General features: G+C 38.7%; 25 protein-coding genes. 6 read left to right on the forward strand and 19 right to left on the reverse strand.

Translation table 11 applies throughout. From position 1 onward, the window contains the following. Window positions 1–116: 116 nt before the first annotated feature. The 13 genes from ROSEINA2194_RS17490 to ROSEINA2194_RS17550 all read right to left on the reverse strand — a co-directional run bounded on the left by ROSEINA2194_RS17490 (window position 117) and on the right by ROSEINA2194_RS17550 (window position 10,187). The gene (locus tag ROSEINA2194_RS17490; RefSeq protein WP_007890207.1) at window positions 117–1,082 is read right to left on the reverse strand and encodes a hypothetical protein; all 966 of its coding nucleotides are present in this window, start codon (window positions 1,080–1,082) and stop codon (window positions 117–119) included. Then, window positions 1,079–2,449, reverse strand: a complete 1,371-nt coding sequence (locus ROSEINA2194_RS17495) for a radical SAM protein (RefSeq protein WP_007890208.1) — start codon at window positions 2,447–2,449, stop codon at window positions 1,079–1,081. The genes ROSEINA2194_RS17490 and ROSEINA2194_RS17495 overlap by 4 nt, the downstream gene beginning before the upstream one ends. Before the next feature lie 73 nt (window positions 2,450–2,522). Further along, window positions 2,523–3,365, reverse strand: coding sequence for a hypothetical protein (locus ROSEINA2194_RS17500; protein ID WP_007890209.1), 843 nt, complete (start codon window positions 3,363–3,365; stop codon window positions 2,523–2,525). 103 nt (window positions 3,366–3,468) lie between these two features. Next, a complete protein-coding gene (locus tag ROSEINA2194_RS17505) occupies window positions 3,469–4,122 on the reverse strand; it encodes an HAD family hydrolase (protein WP_007890210.1) in 654 nt (217 codons plus the stop codon). A 10-nt stretch (window positions 4,123–4,132) separates the two neighbouring features. Continuing rightward, the gene (locus ROSEINA2194_RS17510) at window positions 4,133–4,369 is read right to left on the reverse strand and encodes a DUF4869 domain-containing protein (RefSeq protein WP_007890211.1); all 237 of its coding nucleotides are present in this window, start codon (window positions 4,367–4,369) and stop codon (window positions 4,133–4,135) included. 264 nt (window positions 4,370–4,633) lie between these two features. Further along, a complete protein-coding gene (locus ROSEINA2194_RS17515; protein ID WP_007890212.1) occupies window positions 4,634–5,362 on the reverse strand; it encodes a hypothetical protein in 729 nt (242 codons plus the stop codon). A gap of 103 nt (window positions 5,363–5,465) precedes the next feature. Then, window positions 5,466–6,107 carry an ABC transporter ATP-binding protein gene (locus tag ROSEINA2194_RS17520; protein ID WP_007890213.1) on the reverse strand — a complete coding sequence of 214 codons (642 nt, stop codon included), beginning with the start codon at window positions 6,105–6,107 and terminating at the stop codon, window positions 5,466–5,468. Further along, window positions 6,104–6,931: a hypothetical protein gene (locus tag ROSEINA2194_RS17525; RefSeq protein ID WP_007890214.1), complete on the reverse strand. Its 828-nt coding sequence runs from the start codon at window positions 6,929–6,931 to the stop codon at window positions 6,104–6,106. The genes ROSEINA2194_RS17520 and ROSEINA2194_RS17525 overlap by 4 nt, the downstream gene beginning before the upstream one ends. Next, complete coding sequence (locus tag ROSEINA2194_RS17530) at window positions 6,915–7,709, reverse strand: ABC transporter permease (protein ID WP_044928737.1); 795 nt, start codon at window positions 7,707–7,709, stop codon at window positions 6,915–6,917. Before ROSEINA2194_RS17530 ends, ROSEINA2194_RS17525 begins: the two co-directional genes overlap by 17 nt. A 1-nt stretch (window position 7,710) precedes the next feature. Further along, the gene (locus tag ROSEINA2194_RS17535) at window positions 7,711–8,862 is read right to left on the reverse strand and encodes a hypothetical protein (RefSeq protein WP_007890216.1); all 1,152 of its coding nucleotides are present in this window, start codon (window positions 8,860–8,862) and stop codon (window positions 7,711–7,713) included. Window positions 8,863–8,911: 49 nt separating this feature from the next. Next, window positions 8,912–9,388 carry a hypothetical protein gene (locus ROSEINA2194_RS17540; RefSeq protein ID WP_172727165.1) on the reverse strand — a complete coding sequence of 159 codons (477 nt, stop codon included), beginning with the start codon at window positions 9,386–9,388 and terminating at the stop codon, window positions 8,912–8,914. 71 nt (window positions 9,389–9,459) lie between these two features. Further along, on the reverse strand, window positions 9,460–10,041 hold the full coding sequence (locus tag ROSEINA2194_RS17545) for an accessory gene regulator ArgB-like protein (RefSeq protein ID WP_007890218.1): 582 nt from the start codon (window positions 10,039–10,041) through the stop codon (window positions 9,460–9,462). Then, entirely contained in the window at window positions 10,038–10,187 is a 150-nt protein-coding gene (locus tag ROSEINA2194_RS17550) for a cyclic lactone autoinducer peptide (protein ID WP_044928740.1), read from the reverse strand. The genes ROSEINA2194_RS17545 and ROSEINA2194_RS17550 overlap by 4 nt, the downstream gene beginning before the upstream one ends. Window positions 10,188–10,459: 272 nt before the next feature. Here ROSEINA2194_RS17550 and ROSEINA2194_RS17555 point away from each other — a divergent pair, with 272 nt between their 5' ends. The 4 genes from ROSEINA2194_RS17555 (at window position 10,460) to ROSEINA2194_RS23285 (ending at window position 13,012) form a co-directional block, all read left to right on the forward strand. Then, on the forward strand, window positions 10,460–10,816 hold the full coding sequence (locus ROSEINA2194_RS17555) for a helix-turn-helix domain-containing protein (RefSeq protein ID WP_007890221.1): 357 nt from the start codon (window positions 10,460–10,462) through the stop codon (window positions 10,814–10,816). Between the two features lie 177 nt (window positions 10,817–10,993). Then, window positions 10,994–11,242 (forward strand): response regulator, encoded by a 249-nt coding sequence (locus tag ROSEINA2194_RS22375; RefSeq protein WP_007890222.1) that lies wholly within the window; start codon window positions 10,994–10,996, stop codon window positions 11,240–11,242. A 92-nt stretch (window positions 11,243–11,334) separates the two neighbouring features. Beyond that, the gene (locus tag ROSEINA2194_RS22380) at window positions 11,335–11,700 is read left to right on the forward strand and encodes a LytR/AlgR family response regulator transcription factor (protein WP_252832727.1); all 366 of its coding nucleotides are present in this window, start codon (window positions 11,335–11,337) and stop codon (window positions 11,698–11,700) included. 712 nt (window positions 11,701–12,412) lie between these two features. After that, window positions 12,413–13,012: a sensor histidine kinase gene (locus ROSEINA2194_RS23285; RefSeq protein ID WP_007890225.1), complete on the forward strand. Its 600-nt coding sequence runs from the start codon at window positions 12,413–12,415 to the stop codon at window positions 13,010–13,012. A gap of 19 nt (window positions 13,013–13,031) precedes the next feature. Here the strand turns inward: ROSEINA2194_RS23285 and ROSEINA2194_RS17570 are convergent, their stop codons facing one another. The 5 genes from ROSEINA2194_RS17570 to ROSEINA2194_RS17590 form a co-directional block, all read right to left on the reverse strand. After that, the gene (locus ROSEINA2194_RS17570) at window positions 13,032–14,060 is read right to left on the reverse strand and encodes an aldo/keto reductase (RefSeq protein ID WP_044928743.1); all 1,029 of its coding nucleotides are present in this window, start codon (window positions 14,058–14,060) and stop codon (window positions 13,032–13,034) included. Between the two features lie 320 nt (window positions 14,061–14,380). Further along, complete coding sequence (locus ROSEINA2194_RS17575; RefSeq protein WP_007890227.1) at window positions 14,381–16,330, reverse strand: LTA synthase family protein; 1,950 nt, start codon at window positions 16,328–16,330, stop codon at window positions 14,381–14,383. A 234-nt stretch (window positions 16,331–16,564) separates the two neighbouring features. Beyond that, window positions 16,565–17,545: a lysylphosphatidylglycerol synthase transmembrane domain-containing protein gene (locus tag ROSEINA2194_RS17580; protein WP_007890228.1), complete on the reverse strand. Its 981-nt coding sequence runs from the start codon at window positions 17,543–17,545 to the stop codon at window positions 16,565–16,567. A 36-nt stretch (window positions 17,546–17,581) separates the two neighbouring features. Next, complete coding sequence (locus ROSEINA2194_RS17585; RefSeq protein ID WP_007890229.1) at window positions 17,582–18,979, reverse strand: radical SAM/SPASM domain-containing protein; 1,398 nt, start codon at window positions 18,977–18,979, stop codon at window positions 17,582–17,584. A gap of 318 nt (window positions 18,980–19,297) precedes the next feature. After that, window positions 19,298–20,875: an ATP-binding cassette domain-containing protein gene (locus ROSEINA2194_RS17590; RefSeq protein WP_044928745.1), complete on the reverse strand. Its 1,578-nt coding sequence runs from the start codon at window positions 20,873–20,875 to the stop codon at window positions 19,298–19,300. A 281-nt stretch (window positions 20,876–21,156) separates the two neighbouring features. Here ROSEINA2194_RS17590 and ROSEINA2194_RS22385 point away from each other — a divergent pair, with 281 nt between their 5' ends. Together ROSEINA2194_RS22385 and ROSEINA2194_RS17595 are read left to right on the forward strand one after the other, a co-directional pair. After that, entirely contained in the window at window positions 21,157–21,510 is a 354-nt protein-coding gene (locus ROSEINA2194_RS22385; RefSeq protein ID WP_252832729.1) for a hypothetical protein, read from the forward strand. After that, complete coding sequence (locus ROSEINA2194_RS17595) at window positions 21,449–22,117, forward strand: hypothetical protein (protein WP_252832732.1); 669 nt, start codon at window positions 21,449–21,451, stop codon at window positions 22,115–22,117. The genes ROSEINA2194_RS22385 and ROSEINA2194_RS17595 overlap by 62 nt, the downstream gene beginning before the upstream one ends. On the opposite strand, the gene ROSEINA2194_RS17600 is transcribed toward ROSEINA2194_RS17595, so the two are convergent. Beyond that, entirely contained in the window at window positions 22,110–23,042 is a 933-nt protein-coding gene (locus ROSEINA2194_RS17600; protein ID WP_044928780.1) for a D-2-hydroxyacid dehydrogenase, read from the reverse strand. The genes ROSEINA2194_RS17595 and ROSEINA2194_RS17600 overlap by 8 nt on opposite strands. Window positions 23,043–23,196: the final 154 nt, after the last annotated feature.

Below are 23,196 nucleotides of genomic sequence, written 5' to 3' on the forward strand. Positions count from 1 at the left end.
ATGCTATTTTTATGCCAGTTATTATTAAATTTTCAAGGTGCATAAGCACTTATTCAAGTGCGAAGTTTGATAAATTATGAATATTTCATTCTATATAATTATACGTTTCCATACAGTTATATTTCCTCATGTGCGGTGTCTTTCAACGCCTCGCGGATTGCCATTGTCGTAAGCTTTGTTCCGTAAAAATCTTTTTTCGAGCATCCGGCTCTCCCGCCTCCGGCACAGGCACACGCACATGCGCAGGCACAGCCACCACTACCTCTGCCGCCTGTGTAATGGCTGCTCGTTCTGATATCAGTAAACGCATTGCCAAATCCGCTCTCCGCTCTGTAAGAATCCACCGGTTTGCCTTTTTTGTACGCCCGGATGATAAGTAAAAGCAAAATGCCCGGCACTACAAGAAGCATAACCGCCATTACAATTTTTGTACCTGTTCCAACCGGATGCGAAATCTTCTTGTCGTCTTCCGTCTGAAATACATCTGCATCATATTCTATTTTTACAGTGTATTTCTCCCCCTCCGCCAAAGACGTGCGAAACTGATAGTAACCATCCTGTTCACAATATCCATTTAAAACATATTTTATATTGTCAGATTTCCAATAGATATTCAGTTCATCTACAACAATCTCATCAAACCAGCCCGGCGTAAATCGATACACTCTCATGCCATCTATAGTCTGGTATAGATGATGCTGGTGGATTCCAAATGAAAATTCTACCGTCTCACCCTCGTAATATTTCCGGTCAAAATCAATCCTTACATAGGAACCGCCATTTTTGTAATACCGAATATTTTCAATATTACTGCTGTAACCCTCAATCTCCTCTACATTCGAATTTGGGATACCGATTTTAACCCATTCCAGAGGACCGTCTGTGTCGCTATCCAACACTTTCCACGTAATATCATATTTCAGATAAACAGAGCCGTCTTCCCAGTCTGGTTCTGCGTAAATCGTGTAATTTTCAATCTCATCCAAATTGTCCGCCAAAACGGTTGTCGATGTCTCTTTTCCGAATATGGTCAAACACATGATACCAAGCATAAACAATAATTTTTTCACCGTCTGTTTCATCTTGTCATCTCCGCCTTTCCCCTTAATGGGCACTCCTGTTTCATCTGTGCGGTTTCCATGCGGCGCGCTTTACAGTCTGGATGATTCCAGATCTTTTCCCAGCGTGTCACTCCCATTTTTCCAAAGTTTTCTCCCGATAACCAGCTCTGGCACGGAACTACTTTTCCGTCTGGTGTGACTGCCATGTTACTTAAACATGCACCACAGGACGGTACATCCAGTCCAAGCTCCTGCAGCTTTTCCTGCGCGATCCAGCCCGGCGATGTAAAGTTGATTTCCATATTGTTTGCATAACAATATCCGGCTGCTTCTTTTAACACCTGATAAAGCTGTTCCCCTGAAAGCTGTGTCCGTACCGATTCATCCGTTCTTGCATTTCCCGTGATGATCAGTCCCGAACAGGTCACATATCGCACACCCAGATTATGTAAAAATTTCAGTGTTTCCAGATAATCTTTGTTCAAACTGCAAAGCGGTGTGTTAATACTCAGATTGATTCCTGCTGTCACCGCATTTCTAATTCCAGCAACAGTTTCCTCATAATGTGCACCGCCAACAAGTTCATTATGAATATCCGGATCTGCCGAATAAAATGTCACCTGCACACTGTCAAGTTCCGCCTGTACAAGTTCTGCGCAAAGCTCCTTTGTCAGCCGTATCCCATTTGTGTTTAACCTTGTTACAAACCATCTTGCCTCTGAAATTAATTTACATAAATCATCTCTAAGTGTAGGTTCTCCACCCGTAAAGGTCAATTGGGTAATTCCTGCTTTCCTGCATGCACGGATGATCTTTTTCCAGCTTTCAGTGTCAAGCTCCTGTTCTTCTGACAGCGGTTGTCCTGCCGCATAGCAGTGTATGCATTTTTGATTGCAATGCCATTTTCCTTCGCGTGTCATGGCAGAAACCATAAGATCCATCCGGTGTGGTGCCCGCATATACGGTGCATATTCCCCAAGACTTATTCCTGCGATCTCCATCTGTGGAATTTTTCCAGCGATCACATCCTCAAATGTATCCAGCATGACCGACAAGTCTCTGTGAAAAACTTCTGGGTCTGTTTTCGGATATATCTTTCTGACCGCTCCAAAGGTTTCCTTAAGAACCTGCTGCACCTCCTTCTCCTCTATCGCATGATTTTCATATTCATTGATCCGCCGGATAAACTCTGTGAGAAGAATCGCCCATGCCTCACTGACCGGTACGATTTCCTGCCCATTCAATATCACAACAGAAGGCACTATTTTTCCCGACAGAAAGCGTGGTGGAACAAGGTGAATCCGCATCACATTTTCCGCGCCCGGATTCCACGTTGTGTGAACCGCCAATTTCCAATTTTTCAATTCATATATTTTTTCCCGCAGCATATTCACTCATCCCCGCAGCCTGTCAGATATTTTTTCTTCCAGACCTTTACACATTATTTTCTATGTACTGTTTTTATGAAAAGAAAATAACCCATGCATTAAACAAAAGCAGACAGACGACCACAACGGCTGTGTATACTTTGCCAAAACGCGCATCTTTCGCCCTGATATAATCTGTCTCTTTGAATTCTCTTGTAATTTTTTTCTCATTTTCTGCTTCCAGAAGAATTGTTCCATATAGACTGAGCAGTGTCAGCGTTTCACAAAATCCCACGACAACCGCTGCGATCAGCATCACCGTTGCATCCGGATCAGAACTGTTATGGCAGAATACGCCTGCAAAAAAGCTGCCGATCAACAGCAATATCGTCTGACGTTTCCTGCATCTCCGATAAAAAGCTCTGCGGTCTAACAAATCCTGTCCTGTCTGCCTGAAACACGGCAATGCTGGCTCAATGTGTTTCTGAAGCATGTCGTAACACTGTCTTACCCGCTTTGCTGCTTCCAGACTTCCCGGCTCGTATAAAAAACAGATTTTATTTCTTCCTTTTCCGATTACAAGACCGTTGTTTTTACAACGGACCTGCCGTTTTTGAACCGCTTTTTCCATCGTCTGATATGCGATCATTCTGGTTTGTTTTCCCAGAATATTAAAAACATAAATCCTGTCTTCCTCAAACTTATAGCCTTTTTTCTTTTTTGCATCCATCCAGACCGGATGAATAAAAATGTAAAACAGCAGTAAAGCAATCCCAAAGTAAAACACGTTTAATTCCCACTGTTTTTCAAATTTATCAATACATGCTAATATTCCAAAAATGATGCTGATTCCAATGGAGATCATTTTCCAGAAGCTTCTTAACCCTTTTTGATTTTTGAAATAATTTTTTGGATATTTTGGAAGAAAATTTCCCATTCTGCTTTACTCCCCATTATGATGCGCAAACTTTCCTCGCAAATATGCAGTTTGCCGAATCGATGCACACTTCTACCGAGTCACTGCACAATCTGCCAAACCTCTACATTTCTTCTACAAACCGCAGCACATCCTCTGCGGTCTTTGCATAACGCTCTGCCCCATGCTCTGCCAAAAATTCTTTGTCACGAAAGCCCCATAATACGGAAATACATGGCATGCCGGAATTTTTTGCAGTCTCTAAATCCACATCAGAATCACCAACGTAAACCGCTTCTTCCTTCGTTTTTCCAAGTTCCTTCAATGCCTCAAAAACAGTATCCGGAGCCGGTTTTCTGCGGATGCCCTCTTTTTCACCGATTGCTACAGGAACAATTCCTTTAAAATAAAGGTCGTTTAATTCTTTGACTGCAAAATCAATCTTATTCGATACGATTGCTACTGCATAGCCTTTTTCCTTTAACGTCTCGATCAGTTCTACAACGCCTGCATACGGCTTTGTATTATCATTGCAATGTTTGCCGTAATATTCTTTAAAAAGCGCAAAGGTTTCCTCAAATAATGGATTTCTCTCCCCATCCGGCACCGCCCGGATCATTAGCAGACGCACGCCATTTCCTACAAATTGACGCACTTCCTCTAATGTACGCTTTGGCATTCCCTGCTTTTCCAGTGCATAATTGACTGCATTTGCAAGATCTTGTAAAGTATCTAATAATGTTCCGTCTAAATCAAAAACTACAGTTGTCTTTTTCATGGTTATCCTCCTATCGTACAAACATTCCAGCAATCACAACAAGCTCTTCCATATTATGAACGATCTCATCTGTATTTAAAATGTGGATTGTAAACTCTTGCTCTCCAAAATCCATCAGATGTCTTAAATTAATTGTGATATCTTTTTCTTCCCCAATTTCTAAGAGCCATTTTGCACAATTATCCCCACATGTTGACGCATTAAACACTTGATTATCATCGCTTTTGAACGCTCGTTTGTAATCCAACTATCCTGATAAATATTTTTAAAATAAACAGCCGGATTATAAATTGCTTCTTCCATATCCCCAAAATAAATATTTAGCATTTATAATATGCCTCCAGTTCCGACACTTGCCAAAAATGTATCCCTGATGTATCTTTGATTATACGAAAAATATTATGCTTCTTCAATAAATTCATTTTATTATGTATTATTTTTTTGTTTGAAAAAACTCTCTAACGAAAAATTATCCAGACCAAAGGTCTGGATAATTTTTTAGTGTAGTCAATTATGTCACATTGATTGTAAATCTCCACGTATCACTCACTGAATTGATTTCTGTTTTTTCTTCTGAAAATGGATTCTTAATAATCCATCCTGTCAAATCGTAGCACCCTTGCTCATCCGGCATTGTAATTGTTACTAATCCATCTTGTATCTTTCCTTTTTCCAGCTTGAAAAGCATATATTTTTGTTGATTAACATCAACTTGTTCCATACCCATGCATAAAATAACCAGTGCTTCTGTACAATCATCATATCCGCCAACATGATACACAAAGTCCTTTCTTTCATTTTTTTGTGCAATTATTTCTTTGTTTGGTACTCTTCTTTTGAAATCCTGTAATTCAGTATTTATCAGCACTCCATACCACATATCTTTATATGATTCCCTGGGATTCTCGTAATTGTAAAGTTTATTCATAATTAATTGGTCTGTATTTCCTGCTATATCTAAAACTGCATCAAGTGCTATAGAATATCCATTCGTAGTATATTCAAGTTCTGAATCTTTCACATGCTTATCAGAATATACTGTCATTGCAGCCATAATTTTATGATCAACACTCTCATCCAGAGTCTCCGCTATTTGAAAACAAGATTCTTTTGAAAAACTTTTATCAGTATCCACAAAAAATGTCTGATACGTTTCTCCCTCAATTATCATCGGCACCTGGATATAATCAATAAAAATTTGTACTGCAATCTGCCTGTCCTCCCCGGCATTTTCAATCATAAAGTACAAATTATCGTTGCCATTATTTACAGAAATTTTTGAATCATTATTTTTTTTATCTCCTGATTTTGAATATACATAGTATCTTTTTTTTCATTATTAATCACCGAATTTGCTGCAGTTTTCCATGTTCCATTTCAAATACTTCATCGCATAAAACTTCTATGTCTTCTTTGTTATGACTTGCAAGTAATATTGTTTTTCCCTGTTCTTTCAGTTTCAATAATAACTGACGTATTTCGTTTACTCCATCCCTATCCAGTCCATTCATTGGCTCATCCAGAATCAATATATCCGGATCTTCCATTAATGCCTGGGCTAATGCAAGCCTTTGTCTCATTCCCAACGAATACTGTCTCACTGTCTTTTTAGATTCTGAATTTAATCCGAGCATCTGCATAACATCTGCAATCCTTTTTTTATCGCGTTTATGCCTTAACATATACAATAGCTCAAGATTTTTCCTTCCGGATTCATTTCCAAGGAATGCCGGTTCTTCAATAATAATCCCTGCGTTTTTTATCATTTCACGTCCAATTTTTTCTCCGTTGACTCTGATCTCTCCTGCATCTACATAAAGTAACCCACATATACATTTAAAAAGAACTGTTTTCCCAGATCCATTGTATCCTACAAATCCATAAATCCTACCTGTTCTGCATTGCAATGTTATATCTTTGAGCACAACTTGCGATTTAAATTTCTTTGACACATTATTAACTTGTATTACAACATCATCTGTCATCTATGTTCCTCCTTACTCACCCAGTCCATTCTTTTTATTTTCCATTCACTGATTACAGCCAGTAGAAATAATAACATACAAAACGCCGTGTAAATGTAAATAAGGTCCGGTCTGTGCCTGTCATATCCAAATCTCCAATGCGAAGCAGATATCCATGAAAATGGCAGGAAATTATCCAACACTAACCCCATTTTTCCAAAAACAGATTGCAAAAAAATTAAAACAACAACAATTACATATGACCATATTTTCGACACAAATAAACTCAATGTATATAGCAGCATTCCCATGAATGCAAAGGTTAACGCATCAATCAGAAAAATATTCAGCATTAACGCATAAGGTGAATAATAACTCATTGCCTTTGAATTTATAATCACACAATCTGCCGTTCCTGAAAAAGCAAATGTCTGATAAAGCGTTCCCCATTCATTTTTTAAACTAATTGCAGGTAAAATTGTCAACAAGCTAAGCACCGTAAGCAATGTGCTTAGTAATACACCACTCAAGACGATATAACAGCAATTAATCTGTGACCACTTTTCTTTCCCAATCTTAAGCACTACATAAAGTTCTTCTCCTGACATAAAGGGAATATCTGCAAAAAAAATCATGCCACCAAGCAACATAATTTTGTTAAAATAAAAATCATTCTGGACATGTGGCAATATTGCAAAACTATCTTTTAACCCTAATGTCATTGCCATTGATCTGTAATCAGCCAAATATACATCCAATATAAACAACCAGATAATGGCAATCAGAAATATTTTTACATTTTTTATTCTATATTTTATAATACCTAATTTATTTGCTCCCCACATTCCTGTCACCCCATATATCATTATGCATTTTACTATATATTAACTTTCCTGTTATTGCTGCAATTGCAACTGCGACGAACAGTGCATAACAAAAACAACTAAAGGATGTTTCAAATATTTTTCCATTTGATATATAGATCACATTCAACTTAAAATAATCATTCTCTCCAAATATTCTTGTAAAATAATTGACAAAAAAGTAAAACCCTACTATAGGAACCATAACTGTAAACATTTGATTTTTTACGAATAAAGACAACCACATAGCGAATACAGAAAAAATGCCAGCCATTAGCCCTGTCATTGCCGCATCCGCTATCAGATACCAAAATATTGTTTCTGGCGTAATAAGCTGACTCAGATAATCACCATCAGCAAGATATTCCAGCATATCATTATCCGGGGACAAGAGCGGCATTTTAAAATGAGCCATTAAGCAAAAAATGGATGTTCCAAGTACCATCACGATAACAGCTGAGATAAATGCCGTAATTACTTTAGACCAAATATATTTTCTAAAACTTCCCTTTTGTATCTGCAAATAGTAGTTTTTATACTCCAAATCCTCCATCATGGCATTAGAATATGCAACAGCGCCAAATATCAGCAAAAGCATATATGTACTATAGAATTTAATATAATAATTTAGCAAATATACATCCTGACTTTTTAACTGCATCAGTGAAAGTCCATATACACCAACAACACCTAATATTCCAATTCCAAAATACTTCGATGTTAACATACGATAAAAATCCATTTTCAAATATGACTTCACATTACCCCTCCATATCGTAAAATTCCTCTCCTGTAATCGCATTAATCGGAACATATAATTTTTCTACATACTCACTGCCTTTTGTTTTTCGCTCTAAAAAACATATCCAGACCGGAACAACTGCATTTTTCTCCTTATCAGTTGCGAATGGATAAACTCCCAATACCATTTTTTTTACAGTAATACAGTTCTCATCTAACGTTTTTCCATATTTTCTTTTGATGCATTCTTTAATGTTGTCAATTGGTGCAAATTTTACCTTGTCATCCCCTATATCAAATAAAAAAAACCATTTCATATACAGATAACGTATTCCATCATTTCCAGCACACACAATAATCTGTGATCGTTCATCCCCTGAATAATCATTTACACTTCTTTTAGAAAAAACCGGGAGTCCCTGTGTCGTTTCGTCCAGATAATAATAATATGCCTCATCCGAAGTTGACCATGACTCTTTTTTCTCACTTTGTTCTATGTCCCCTGCTTCAATCTTTTTTTCTTCCTGTTCCTTTAACTTATCTACATTTAAATCATATTCCTGGTGAACTTCCAGCTCCGCTGCATCTATTCCTATTTGCTGCATTTTATCTAAAACGGAACGTAAATTATCTTGTCTGCTTTCAAAAGAGAGATCCATCTTTTCAGAAAAAAGCTTTCCATTATTTTGTGGACTATACTCATTTGTATCCAGAACATTATAAATAAATACCATATCCTGCTTTGCCCACAATGCTTCCTCTGATGTTAAATACAAAGTATTTTCCTGTTTATCTGTATACGTCTGAAATTCGATTTTATCCCCTATACGGCTTTCTGTTTCATAAACATTATAATCCCACGTATTATCTACCCCAAAAAACTGCTTCCATTTTTCTTCATCCGGTTTCATAATCCTTGCCGTACTCACATAAAAATTATCAGGATCAAAATTTTCTCCAATTACAACCTCTGCATCAAACACCAGGCCGTCACTCACTTTTTCATTGATATAATCAGGAAATCTGATTTCTTCTACCTCATCATGTTGCATATCAGAAGTTTTTTCTGAATACTCATCATAATTTATATGCGTCCTTTTCCATAATACCAGTAACATTATACAGAGCATTACACAGCCAATGATCCATTTTATAAGCACTTTCTTTTTCATAAATCTCCTTTTTCACAACACCGAAGTCAATCAGACTCCGGTGTTTTTATTATGACGTATATCTTCCCGAAATTACAATTTTATGAGGTTTACTTACGTTTTCATTTCCACTGACATAAAGAGAATATGTCCTATTCTTTGTAACTTGTTTTTGATATTTTATAGCTCCACTCGACGTCGTTGTCGATTTCAGTGGATATGGATTGAGTCCATGCATTGCCGGATCAACATCATTTGATATAGCCAAAGCCCTTACTTCTTTTGAATCCAACTCACTCTTTTGTGTTAAAGTAAGATACCAATTCTGTTCATTGTCAACTTTCGCTTTTGAAGTCACTCTTTCCCATTTTTCTGCATATGGTATAGTTGTAAATGTAAAGTTAGCAAATGAAACACTGGATGCCATTGCCCCATATGTTGGCAACATCAACATAGCAGCCATTGTGCTTGCGGCAAAAATTTTTTTATTTTTCTCATATAAGCAATTCTCCCTTCTACTACTAAATCCTCGTGAAATCAATGACAACTTCATTATCTCTTATATTGTCATGATTTCAATACGTTCTGCGCCAAACGACATTTTTTGCCTTTATTTGGTCAATTCGTCAACATTTTTCTCAATTCTTTGAAAATGTAGGGAAGCTGTAACCCTGCAGACAACATAATACCAATTGAAATACATATTGAATATATATGTAACTGGCACACAAAAAGCAACGCATCTACAAGCATAAATATTATTACAAGCACAGCTGTTATCATTTTATAACAACCACATTCTTCTTGGCTCAACACTCTGTTCTCATTGTCAATCGGACTAAAACAAATCAGGCTTACAGCTGCTCCTACAGTAATCAATGCAAGTACCCATCCACATTTGATGTGAAATGACAATACCATGCACAATACTAATAGCAGGCATGACCATATCAGACACGACCATGCGTGTTTTGTATGGTATCCTCCGCTAAACTTCCGGATTATTACAAATGGCATGATTATCATGACGCTTCGCCCGACACATCCCATACCAATCCCAAATCCTATGGCTAGCAACAACGGAGATAGCGACAAAAGAATACTATACACAGCATAACTGTATAATTCTTTATCTGTTTCCTTTACAACCTCACAATTTATCAGCCAGTCTGCTATTGTATTTGCGCATTTCTCAATCATTTCGTTCTCCTGTATCTTGCTAATTCTTTTGGTGCTTTGGGTTGATATGTAATAACACATGCCGCTGAATTTGCATCAGCACGCAGAAATGTATTCAAAACTGATACCATTCCCTTTGCAACCGCTTTTGATAACTTACCTTTCATTGCAAGTTCCTCCTCTCTCCAGATTATCATTGATATTCACAGGAACTATAATAAACGATTTTCCTTCTATAAACGAGTCCTTTGGTATAAACAGAACAATTCTTTGCAATTTTGGGATAAAATAAAACTTTTCACGCACAAAATATATGTGATACAGAAAACATTATGCAATAAATTAATTAAATTATATGTAACACGGAATATTTCTGTATCACATTCTTCGTTCTTGCTGTTTCTATTGATAAGATACAATAAGAAAGAAGGTAATTCATATGGAATTTCAGTATAAAGAAATGGGAACTCGCATAAAAGTACGCCGAAAGGAATTGAAAATAAAACAGGCAGAATTAGCAGAGGCTCTTGAAATATCAAACAATCATATGTCCTCCACAGAAAACGGAAGGCAGAAGCCAAGTCTGGATACCTTTATCGGTATTTGCAGATGCCTTAATGTTACGCCCGATTATCTTTTGCTTGGAACAATGCACGCATATAACATTCCACAAGATATTTCAGATAAATTACGTCTATGCAATCAGTCCGATATAGAACTTGCCAAAGATTTTATTGAACTTCTTGTAAAAAGAAATAGCACAAACAATACCAAAGACGGCTATATGCTTTCATAATTTTGCATTTCCCGCATTCTTAGCATTCTATGCGGGAATTTCTCTTACTTTTTTCCATTTTTTAACTTCAAGCCCAAAATCCACTAAAAAATGTCTTTTCATACAGTTTTTTTGTATTTTCCTAACCTTTATTGTATAATGTAGAGGAAATTATACGTTGTAAATGGAGTGAAAAAGATGCGAATACTCATCTGTGACGATGATGCTCTGATAGTCGAACAGCTTCAGAAATATATAAGAAATTTTTTTGAAAAAATCGGTGTGAAATGTCCTGAACTGGTCTGTTTTTCTGACGGGGAATCTCTACTGGCAGACAAAGGTGAAAAAGACATTCTTTTTCTTGATGTAGAAATGCCCGGAATGAATGGCATCTATGTGGGAAATGAATTAAAAAAAGAAATGATAATATCATTATTTTTATTGTGACTTCTTATTCCGAATATCTTGATGAAGCAATGCGTTTTCACGTATTTCGGTATCTGTCAAAGCCTTTGGATAAACAGCGGTTTTTCCGTAATATGAAAGATGCTGTCGACCTGTATAATACCATGACAATCAAAATTCCCATTGAAACAAAACAGGGTGTACATACGCTTCCCGCATCCTCTGTCATAGCAGTGGAGGCACAGGGAAGAAAAGTAGTGATACATACAACTCAGCGTGATTTTGAATCCATCCGCAATATGCAGTATTGGCTGGAGCTTCTTCCCAAAAACTGCTTTTTCCAGACACACCGCAGTTTCATTATCAATTTTGAACATGTCACAGATTTTGACCGTACTCTTGTTCACATGGCGGATGAACAATTCCATGCCTATCTGACAAAAAGGAAATACAGCGCATTTAAAGAAGCCTATCTTCTTTATTTAGATAGTACGAGGTAAACCAGATGAAAAATGCTATTTGTTATTTTTTCAGTTTTCTTGTAGAAGCAATTATACTTTGGCAATATTCCTCCAATCTGTTTTCTGCCAAACGCAAACTCTTGGTAAAACTTATCGCACTATGCTGCTTATATTTTATCCTGTTTTTTTGTTCGCTGTTTGAATCTATATGGTTAAATGTAGCTTTCTATTTTTTGTTGAATTTCATTTTCTTAGTTATCCAGTTTTATCTAAATTGGTACACAGCATTATTTCATTCATCTATCCTGACAGCAGTTATGTCCATGAGCGAGTTGATAGTATATGGAATTATCAAGCGGTTTGCTCCTCATTTCCTTGATAATGGTAGGGAATTTAATCATCTTTTGGTTTTTACAGTCTTTAATAAACTTATATTTTTTACTGTTATATATCTCCTCATTCATTTTATAAAAAAGCAGGAAAAATGCAGTCGGCAGTATGATAAGTCCATATTTTTGCTTGTTTTCATCCCTATAGCCTCTGTCTTTGTTATGTTCACGTTTATAAATATTGGAGAAAACGCCACCCTTCCACCATCTCTTGACTGGATGATTACATTGAGTGCTGTTTTTCTACTGACAGCTAATCTGCTTATGTTCGGAATCAATCAGTATCATCAAAAAAAAATATGGAATTTACAGAAATGCAGTTATTGCTCCAACAAGAGTCGGATTCAGCGAGGTATTATGAAATGTTACATCTGCAGAACGAAAATCAGCGTATTTTAATCCATGATATGAAAAAACATCTTCAATCCATTGCACTGTTAAATGAAGATAACGAGAATGAAAAAATCAGAGCTTACATTGATCAACTAATGCAGTCCTCTGATTTATTGGAATTTTCTAAGATATGTGATCACAAAATATTAAATAATATTTTGTGCCGCTATAAAAAAGTGTGTAATGATCTGCATATTGCATTTCACGCAGATATCCGCAGTAATACCACTACTTTCCTCTCTGATTCAGATGTTACTTCTCTATTCTGTAACATGCTGGATAATGCGGTGGAGGCTTCAAATCATATCAAGGATTCCTATATTGAAATCACTGCTGCTCAAAGAAAACATACCCCATTTATCATTATTACAATGATTAACTCATGTGCCTGCAATCCGTTCTCTCCAAATGGGGAACTTGTTTCTTCCAAACCTGACCCACAGGCACATGGCTTTGGTATTAAGAGCATAGAAAAAATTGTTCATAACTATAACGGAAATATGCAGATGTACTATGATGGTGAAACCTTCACTTTTCACACGATTATTATGTTGAAAATGAAGCCATAGTTTACAATTACAGATTTTTTTATTTCACGCTCACTTCACCGGCAAGCACTCTCTTGTAGTCCTCATAATTCTTCTGTAACAAAGTTGGGGTATCAAGTCCATACGGACATTTGCTCTTACATTTGTTGCAATGTAGGCAATTCTCAATCTTCTTCATTTTCGCCTGCATTTCCGGTGTGAGCTGTGCATCCGATGGTGCGCGGCGCAGCATAAGTGACATTCTCGCACAGTTATTGATCTCGATTCCTGCCGGACATGGCATACAATAACCACATCCACGACAGAATTCCCCGCTTAATTCGTTTCTGTCATGCTCGATGAGCGCTTTGATCTCATCATTCATCACCGGAGGATTGTCGATATAGGAAATAAATTCTTCCAGTTCTGATCTTCTCTGGACACCCCAGATAGGAAGTACATTATCATACTGTGCCTCAAATGCATAAGCTGCTGCCGAATTATTGATCAGTCCACCGGAAAGTGCCTTCATCGCAATAAAGCCCATATCCGCTTCTTTGCACTTTTTCACAAGTTCCAGATCCTTTTCTGTCGCAAGATAGCAGAATGGAAACTGTAATGTCTCATACAGACCAGAATCAATTGCCTCATTTGCCACTGCCAGTCTGTGGTTTGTAATTCCGATATGGCGTATTTTTCCCTGCGCTTTTGCCTCCAACATCGCTTCATACAATCCGGTGCCATCCCCCGGCTTCGGGCAGAAAGATGGATTGTGGAACTGATAAATATCAATGTAGTCCGTTCTTAAATTATGCAGGGAAACCTCTAAATCTTTCCAGAAGTCCTCCGCATTCTGGGCAGCCGTTTTTGTGGCAATGTAAATCTTTTCCCTCATGCCCTCAAATGCTTCCCCCAGCTTTTCCTCACTGTCCGTATAAAATCTTGCCGTATCAAAAAAAGTCATGCCAGCTTCATATGCCCTTCTCGCAAGTGCAACTGCATCATCTGTGCTGATCCTCTGTATCGGGAGTGCCCCGAATCCATTCTTATTGACCGTGATCCCGGTCTTTCCAAGTGTTACCATTTCCATTCTTCTGTATCTCCTTACCTGTCTATCGTCTTGTAGGTGTTTGCCATCATCTTTTCTTTCCCAGTATACCACCTATCATTTCATTGTGAAACTTATATATAACGTAAATTAGATTGTGACAAATTGACAAGAGCAAAAGAAAACACTAGGGAGCCGCCGGTTCTTAGAAAGCAGCAATCGTGTTTCGTTCTGATTTATCAGATAAGAAATACGACTGCTGCTTTCTTAGTACCGCTGCGAGCGACATGTAGCGAAAGCGTGTTTTCGTTGATCTTGTTAATTTGTCACAATCTTCAATACCTAAATTTATATTTCTTCCATTATTGATTTTGTAAATATGGAAAGAAAACCTTACTCTGCTTCTTTTTGTCGAACATATTGTTATACTGCAAAATCTGATACCGATCGATCCACTCAGCCTCTTCTCCCACTGCCTCTTCCAAATGCTTAAAACAGCCACTGGAAACAGAATAGTATCCCCTCGAATTGATTGCAGGAATCGTCTGCTGCATATCCGCCAAAAACTGATTGTAAGACGGAAGTGCGATCCCGGCGCGCTCCAGCGCCATGGTGGAGAGGTAATTCAGGCTTGTGATCGGAACTTCCTCTGTCTCTGTCTCATAGTTCGTCCAGATGAAGAACGGCACAGTATAAAGATTCTCCAGTTCATCCTCTGTCAGCCCCGACAAACCTTTTCCGTTCAGCCCTTTGTAAAAATTCGTGTTCAGACTCGGCTGGTGATCCCCGAAAAAGACGATCTCCACCGGATCATCCACGCTCTGGAAATAGCTGATGAGATATTCCAGCGCCTTATCGCTCTCATGAAGCAACGATAGATACTGATTCGCATCGGAATAACTTGCTCCGAGTGTCCGGATCTGCTCATTAAAATTCGGGTATTTTTCCGTGTAACCGCCATGGTTCTGCATGGAAATACTCATGATAAACAGGTCTTCATTCGACTTTTTACTCTCATACCGCTCTACAATGCTCTCGTAAAGCTCCTGGTCGGTAATATATTTCCGCAACAGTTTTGTCTGGTCAAAATCATCTATAAAATGCGTCTCGTCAAATCCCATAGTCGGATAAACCGCATTGCGGCTCCATCCCGTTTCATAGTAAGGATGCATCGCCACACAGGTATAACCGATATTTTTCAGATTCGAGACAATGGATGTCGGTGTGTCGCTGATATACTGCTGATACACGACAGAACCACTCGGCAGAAATGCCATGGAATTTCCGGTCATAAACTCCCATTCAGAGTTTGGCGTTTTCGCACCAAAAACGGAGGAAAGGGCATGTCCCTTCATGATATTGTCCTGCAGGGAATCATAATACGGTGTCACCTGTTCATTCGTCAGAAAATCTCCCACCACGGAAAGATCCGCATACGATTCACTCATCACCACAATGATCGTCGGTTTCTTCTCTATATTTTGGTTTACATAACTTTCTCCATCGCCGCTATACTGGTTTTCAAGTTCTGTCACCACTTCCTCGGAATATCCGTCCGGCTCCGCAATAAAGCAGTCACGGATACTCAACACATAATTCAAGATATAACCGTTGCGGTAGCTTCCTTTCTGCTCCCACGTCTCAGTCACAGTGCCTTCTGTCTCGGTTTCAATATAAGCACAACAGAATACCGCAATGGAAATACATACCACTGCCATCCACAGCCTTTTTTCAAATTTCACATGGATTTTCCGCACGAATGCCACATAAAGTACCGACAGCAGTACCACGTAAACTGCTCTGTCATCCAGCACAAACTCATAATTTCCAGCCACACTTAATCCGGTGGAAATAGAACGAAGATCACTGAAAATAAATTCATTTCCACGGAACAGATAGACAAAATAGTTGATCCCCGCAAAAATCATCAGTGCCATATGAGAAATAATGCAGGTCAGACCCACATTTTTCGTAAACACCTGAACCGCCAGATATATCACCAGACAGCACAGGACGTTCAAAAACATTTTGTTGTCCATGATCCTTGCCCGAAGTTCCGCATCCAGCAAAAGATACTGTACCATATAAGCAGTCATCGCACTGCTGCCGCCAAGCAGTACCACGTTCAATGCCAGTTTTAACCATTTATTGTTAATTTCAATTTCCAGACTTTTGATCAGGAAATAGCAGGCTCCAAAACCTGCCAGCACATAAATCGGAAATGTTACTTTATAATATAATACCGCTGCAAAAATCATTGCCACGATAAGACGTATCAGATTTGTTTTTTCAAATTTCAGACGAATCTTCATCTTCCTGCTCCCTGTAATTCCTGCACACGCTGCATCCGCCCGTGCATCTCACCTCGATTTTACCCATTTTTTACACTTTACCAACGATATTCTATCATCCCATAAAAATTTGTCAATTTTGTGAAGCTTAATCTTTTCTTAAGACCTCTTTTTTCTCAAAAAAATACCCCACAATGACTTTTATGGAAAAATCATTATGAGGTATCAACCCTTGCATCTATGCAGACTGCGTCATCAGAGATTTTCCATTGCCCGCCGTTCCCTGATCTTTCGTGTGATCACCACAGCCACACCGATCAGAAATGGAAAAACAAAAGTAGCAAAACGATATAACAGAGACGCCGAACCGGCTATGCCCGTCCCGACAATCCCTGCAAAAAGTCCGGTAAATACAAACTCGGTGGAACCAATCCCCGCCGGTGCCGGAATTACGGCAGCAAGCATAACAGACAATGCGGTGATCGCCATGGTTTCCACCATATTAATATTTTTATCTCCTGCAAAAAGAAGGTATGGCATTCCATACCAGAAACAGAGTTTTAACAGGTTTAGACCGACCACACCTGCGACCATTTTCTTCTTATGCAGAAGATATTTAGAAGCGGTTTCCAGATCTGCGCACTGTTCTCTCAACTGGTGTTCCAATGCGTCATACTTTCCCTTTTTATTAAAGAAATCAAGCATTGCAAAAATCAGCTGATGGAACTTTGTGGAACAGCAGAACAGGATCAGTGCCAGTGTGATCACCATGGTGATAGCATACCCCGCCAGAAGCAGCCAGGTATAACCTCCAAAATGTCCGCACATATAATTCCAGCTTAGGAAAAAGAAAATCGCCGAATAAATCGCTATGCTGATCTTATGGAATGCATACTGGAGCATGTACATTCCAAATCCCTTCGAATAATCAACTCCGTGTTCATTCAGATAAATGATCGCTGCAACACCGGAGCCGCTTCCAAGTGTCGCAACACGATAAAAGGAACAGAAAAACATATTTTCTATTCCCCATTGATAACGAAAATCAGGGTTATACTGTTTTGCCAGCACTGTAGTGATCAGTGCCTCAACAAGACAATATATCCCTGACATCACGCATATACCTGCGAGAACAGACGGTGTCGTTTCTTTTAACTGCTCTAAGATTGGTCCCGCTGTATCCCGGAAGGTATATACGATCGCTCCTATAATTAAAATTACAAATAGCCATTTCAAAAGATTTTTCTGCTTTTTACTAATTGGTCTCGCCTCTTATTTCTTCTTGAAATTTGTGTATCCTTTCTGATGATAAGGATGCTCCTCCCACAGTTTATCCGCAGTCTTCTTCCACTCACATGCATATGCTTCGCATTTTCCGCATAAATGTTCTACCGGCTCAGCCTCTTCCACATCGGTAGAATGTGCTCCGGTCTCATGTACCATTTTCTGTAACAATTCCGGATTCTCAAGCATTGGACATGGTCTTAACATATTGTCATTGAATGGCTGACCATCCCTGTATGCCATGAATAATGGCTGTTTCAGACATTCAAGCAATGATTTCTCACGGATATTGGCACCGGAGTAGTGGATAAATACGCAAGGCTCAACATCTCCCTTTGGATTGATGTGGCAGTAGTTTCTGCCGCCTGCGATACATCCGCCGACAAACTCACCATCATTCTGGAAGTCCATAACGAAGATTTCTTTTCCGCCTTCTTTTGCACGGACCTCACGGATTCTGTGGTAAATATATTCACGCTGTTCTGCTGTAGGCATCAGTTCCGGAGCTGCCTTCATACCAACCGGCATCAAATGGAAATACCATGCAAAACGGCTGCCATGCTCGATCAGCAGATCGAAGAATTCGTCGGAAGTAACTGCGTCCATGTTTTTACGAGTATAGCATACGCTGTTACCAAAAATCAATCCATTTTCATGGAGCAGATCCATTGCATGAAGCACTTTATCGTATACACCGGCTCCTCTACGGAAATCGTTCGCATCTTCGAATCCTTCCAGAGAAATAGATAAGGAAAGGTTTCCGACACGCTTCATCTCGTCACAGAAGGCCTGATCTACCAGCGTTCCGTTTGTATAGCAGTGGAATGCACATTCATTGTGCTTCTCACATAACCTGATAATATCTGCCTTACGTACCAGTGGTTCGCCACCTGTCATCATATAGAAGTAAATACCAAGTTCTTTTCCCTGTGTGACAATGCTGTCCATCTCATCAAATGTCAGGTTTAACTTATTACCATACTCTGCTGCCCAGCATCCGGTGCAATGCAGATTACATGCAGAAGTAGGATCCATTAAGATCAGCCACGGAATGTTACAGTTGTGCACTTCCCTCATCTTACGGATTGTCTTTGTTCCTAAAAATGCAGCCTGAAAACCAAGGTTTAATGCTGTCATTTTAGCAACGTGTGGATCTGTTTCGTCTAAAAGACGGTTTACATATCTCATCCATTTATGATCTGGATTTTTGATCATTGCTCTCGCGCCATCATACGCTTCTTTGCTGAAGTTGTTTCCCATAAATTTCTCTGTAAGGTCAACAATCTGCAGAAGTGCTTTCTCACGATCCTTATTCAGATTTTTTAATGTTGCATCGACTGCGACACCAAATGCTTTTCTTTCCATTGTCTCTACTAAATTTGCCATCTCTTAATCCTCCGTTTTCCACACCAATCAACCTATCTGTCTCTTTTGTATAGATATTTAGGCTCTCACAACTATATTCTCTCTTACTTGTGGAAAGTATATGAAATTTCATGTTTTTTTTAAATATGCAAAAATTTTTCTTTGTCGCATGTCAATATACATTTTCCACTTATTGTCTATCATCTATATACAGAAACCGCCGTATTGAATATAGATATTATGATATGTAGTTTTTAATACTATATGCATTATAACATTGTTTTTTTCAAAGTCAACCGTATGATTACGGATTATTCTTTTCTGGCTTCCTTTACTTTCCTAAAATGTCAGCATTTCATACTGTCCTTTCAGTTCTGGTATGATTTTGTGACACACATAAAGAACCATAGCATCTTCGGCTAACAGTATTTCTTCCATCTCCCGGGCATTCTGCTCATCTAAAGAGGAAGTAATCTCATCTAACAGATACACTTGCGGCTTTCCAACCATCGCTCTTGCCAATGCAATCCGCTGCTTTTCACCTCCCGATAATTTTGCTACCATTTCTGTGTCAAGTTCCACATCTGAGAAGCGTTCCAACAAATAGCCCAGATTTAATTTTTTCAAAATTGCTTCGTAATCGCTGTCTTTTACATTGCGCCCCATAATAATATTTTCTTTTAGTGAAAATCCAAATAAATACGGCTCCTGAAATACGATTCCCATCTTTCCATATAAAGAATCCATATTTATCTCTTCCAGTAAAATGCCGTTGATGCGGATATTTCCCTGATATGTACCTTCCTGTAGTTTTCCTATTAATCTCAAAAACGTTGATTTTCCACTTCCGCTTGATCCAGTCAACATATATTTTCTGCCCTTTTCAAAGGTGAAAGAAACATCTTTGATTATTTTTACTCCGTTTCGCCCGTAGGATAAGTGTTCCACACAAATATCTTCTATATCGTTGATATCTGTTTTTCCCCGGTCTTCTTCTGTTTCTGCAAGCTGTTCATATTTTTCTACAAGTGGTCTTGCTTCATTTTTTGCATTTAACAGATAGGCAAGTGTTTCTGCTGGTGCAGCCAGTACTTCTGCCAACTGGACTGCTACCAAAAGTCCCCCTACCTTTATGATATTTCTATAAATTAGATACACGCCTACCGCAAGAATTAAAAATCTTTTCAATATCTGCATACCTCCGGCAAGCCCGTAAACACTTACCTGACAGTTTCGCAAACGTTTTTCCTCTTTTTCAATCTCATTGTTCTTATTTTCTATCATTCTTTTGGCATTGCTTCTATACAAACACACCTTTACAGTTTCTGCTCCGCTTAACAGCGATTGTTGCACTGCATTAAATTTTTCGAGTGCTTCTCCGTAATTTTTTCGATTTTTCGACGCATATCCACGCATGATATTCGGAATCATAATAATCAATATGCTGCTTCCAAAAATAATTACCGCCAAAAGCCAATGAATCTGAAAAAGTTCTAATGCAACACAAATGATGATACAGACACATTTTATAATATCAACCGTACCACCATAATAATTCTCTACAATATTCGGCACATCATTATTCACAAACGATGTAAATGCTGCAATTTGCTCTTTTTCCTGATTTCCTCTCTTTAGGGATGCCTGAAACAGTTCGTTTCGCATTGCATTCTTTTCCTTAATCTGGAAATACTGAAAAGAATACTGATCCGCAATGGAAAACAGTAGTAAAAGTATATATGTTAAAACAAGTAAAAACAAATATACTTTCACATCTCCCTGACGGTAAATAACCGCATTTACCAGTTCTCCGGATATAGATGGTGCAACAACACTGATAACAGAAAAAAGAACTCCCACCACCAGATAAAATCCTAATAATTGTTTATTTTTTAAAAATATCTTTTGTTTTTTCATGTTTCCTCCATAAATGAACATATTCCATTACAAACATCGCTCTGTTTAAAGTTATATTTTTCTCGATAAAATCGTAAAATTTCCCCTATTGTATTTAAATTCATTTCCTTCTCCTCTTTCGCATATTACTTTTATTATAAACATTGTCATAATTTTATCCACCTTTTTGCGCAGTTATTATATTTTTCTTAATAATGACTTCTCTGCTTAACAGCTACTGATTTTGTGGGTATAATAAAAATGTACTGAAAATGAAATACTTTTACTTAGGAGATGACTTTATGCCCGGCTATGTGACACATTATATTTTTGGTCGTGATATGTATGAGAAATTGAACGATCCGGTTTTGAAAAACAATTTATATAAAAACAGGGCGGTTTATGCCTTAGGGCATCAGGGACCTGACATTTTTTTCTATTATCTGCCGGCTTACGTACTGCACGGACACAATCTGGGCGACATGGCGCACACCGAAAATACCGGCGCTTTTTATGCCGCACTTTTAGAGAGCCGCAGTATCTTTAAGAAGCCGGAAGATCTGCAGATCGCAAATGCTTATCTGGAAGGATTTTTTGGGACATTATATATTAGACTCCATCTGCCATCCGTTTATTTATGGACGCACACATTATAAAAAAGATGACAGAGGTTATTTTTCCCGCCACGCTTATTTAGAGACTGAGATCGACACCTCTCTGCTCGAGCTGAAGTACCACAGACGGCGTGCTGACTTCCATATGGAAAATACGATCATGTTGACACCTCGTCAGAAATGGATCGTTGCGCGTATGCTCCACTACGCTTACCAGCACACTTACCACGGTCTGTTTGTGAGCCGCTATACGATTTTTATGGCGATTTTCGCAACGCAGCTTGGTTTCCGGATTTTATACGACAGCACCGGACAGAAAAAAGTGCTGTTCCGTTTTGCAGAAAAGCATACACTTGGCTACCCGGTATTTTCACCATTGATCGCCAACGACTCGCTGTTATTCCGCACTGATCCTTTTAACATGCAGCACAAAAAATGGACGAACCCGTGGGATTCATCCATTTCATCTGTGGAATCTTTCTTCGATCTCTATGGGCGGTCCGAAGAAAAATATCTCCATTGTCTCGCTGAATTATCTGCATTGTTAAAGGAACGGATACATTCACCGAAAGCATCACTTCTGACCGAAGAGTTTTTGAAAGACTATGGAAACGCCTCTTTTCACAGTGGTTTAGACTGCACTATTTGAAATATTCTTTTACCTGACCAAGAATGATATTCATCAGTCTTGTTCTTGCCTCAACACTCGCCCATGCGATATGAGGCGTGATGATCAGCTTATTGCTGTCCTTGATCTCACGGAGTGGGTTGTCTGCACTCATCGGCTCGACACACAGCACATCCAGTCCTGCCGCTGCGATCTCATTGTTTTTCAATGCATCTGCCAGATCCTGCTCCACCACGATCGGTCCTCGTCCGAGATTTAAGAAAATCGCAGATTTCTTCATTTTTGCAAAGGCTTCGGCGTTCATCAGATCCTGTGTGTTGGCATCTAACGGCGCATGCACGGATATAATGTCGGAAGTTGTCAGCAAAGTATCAAAATCGACTCTCTCATACCCCTCCTGGTTATTCTTACCGGAAGTTGAATAGTAAATGACATGGCAGCCAAACATTTTTGCGATATCTGCAACACGTCTGCCGATATTTCCAAGTCCGATAATTCCCCATGTCATGCCGTTTAAGTCATGGAATACGTTCGAGAAATGTGTGAAAATCGTATCTCCGATATATTTTTCTGATTTTACATATTGATCGTAATAGTTCAATTTTTCCAACAGATAGAACAATAACGCAAATGTATGCTGCGCAACGGTCTCAGTGGAATAGCCTGCGACATTGCGCCATTCGATCTGTCTCTTTGCCAGATATTCCTTGTCCAGATTATTGGTACCGGTAGCAGTCACGCAGACCAGTTTCAGGTGTTCTGCCCTACCGATCGTCTGCTCATTGATCTGTACTTTATTGATAATGACAACATCTGCGTCCTTCGTGCGCTCCCCTGCTTCCTCTGGTGTGGAGAATCCATACTTTACTACTTCTCCCAGCTGGTCAAAACCCGAAAGGTCAATGTCATCTCCAATGGATTTTGCATCTAAAAAAACGATTTTCATCTTTTTGTTTACTCCTTTTATCATTTTCATAAATAGACAATTGTGAAACTCCTCATCACATTCTTTAAATTGTTCGAAATTAACAAAAACATTCAAGACACGCTCTCGCTACGTGTCGCTCGCAGCGGTACTAAGAAGCCAGGCACAACTTATC

The organism is Roseburia inulinivorans DSM 16841 (assembly GCF_000174195.1).
Classification (GTDB): Bacteria; Bacillota; Clostridia; order Lachnospirales; family Lachnospiraceae; genus Roseburia; species Roseburia inulinivorans.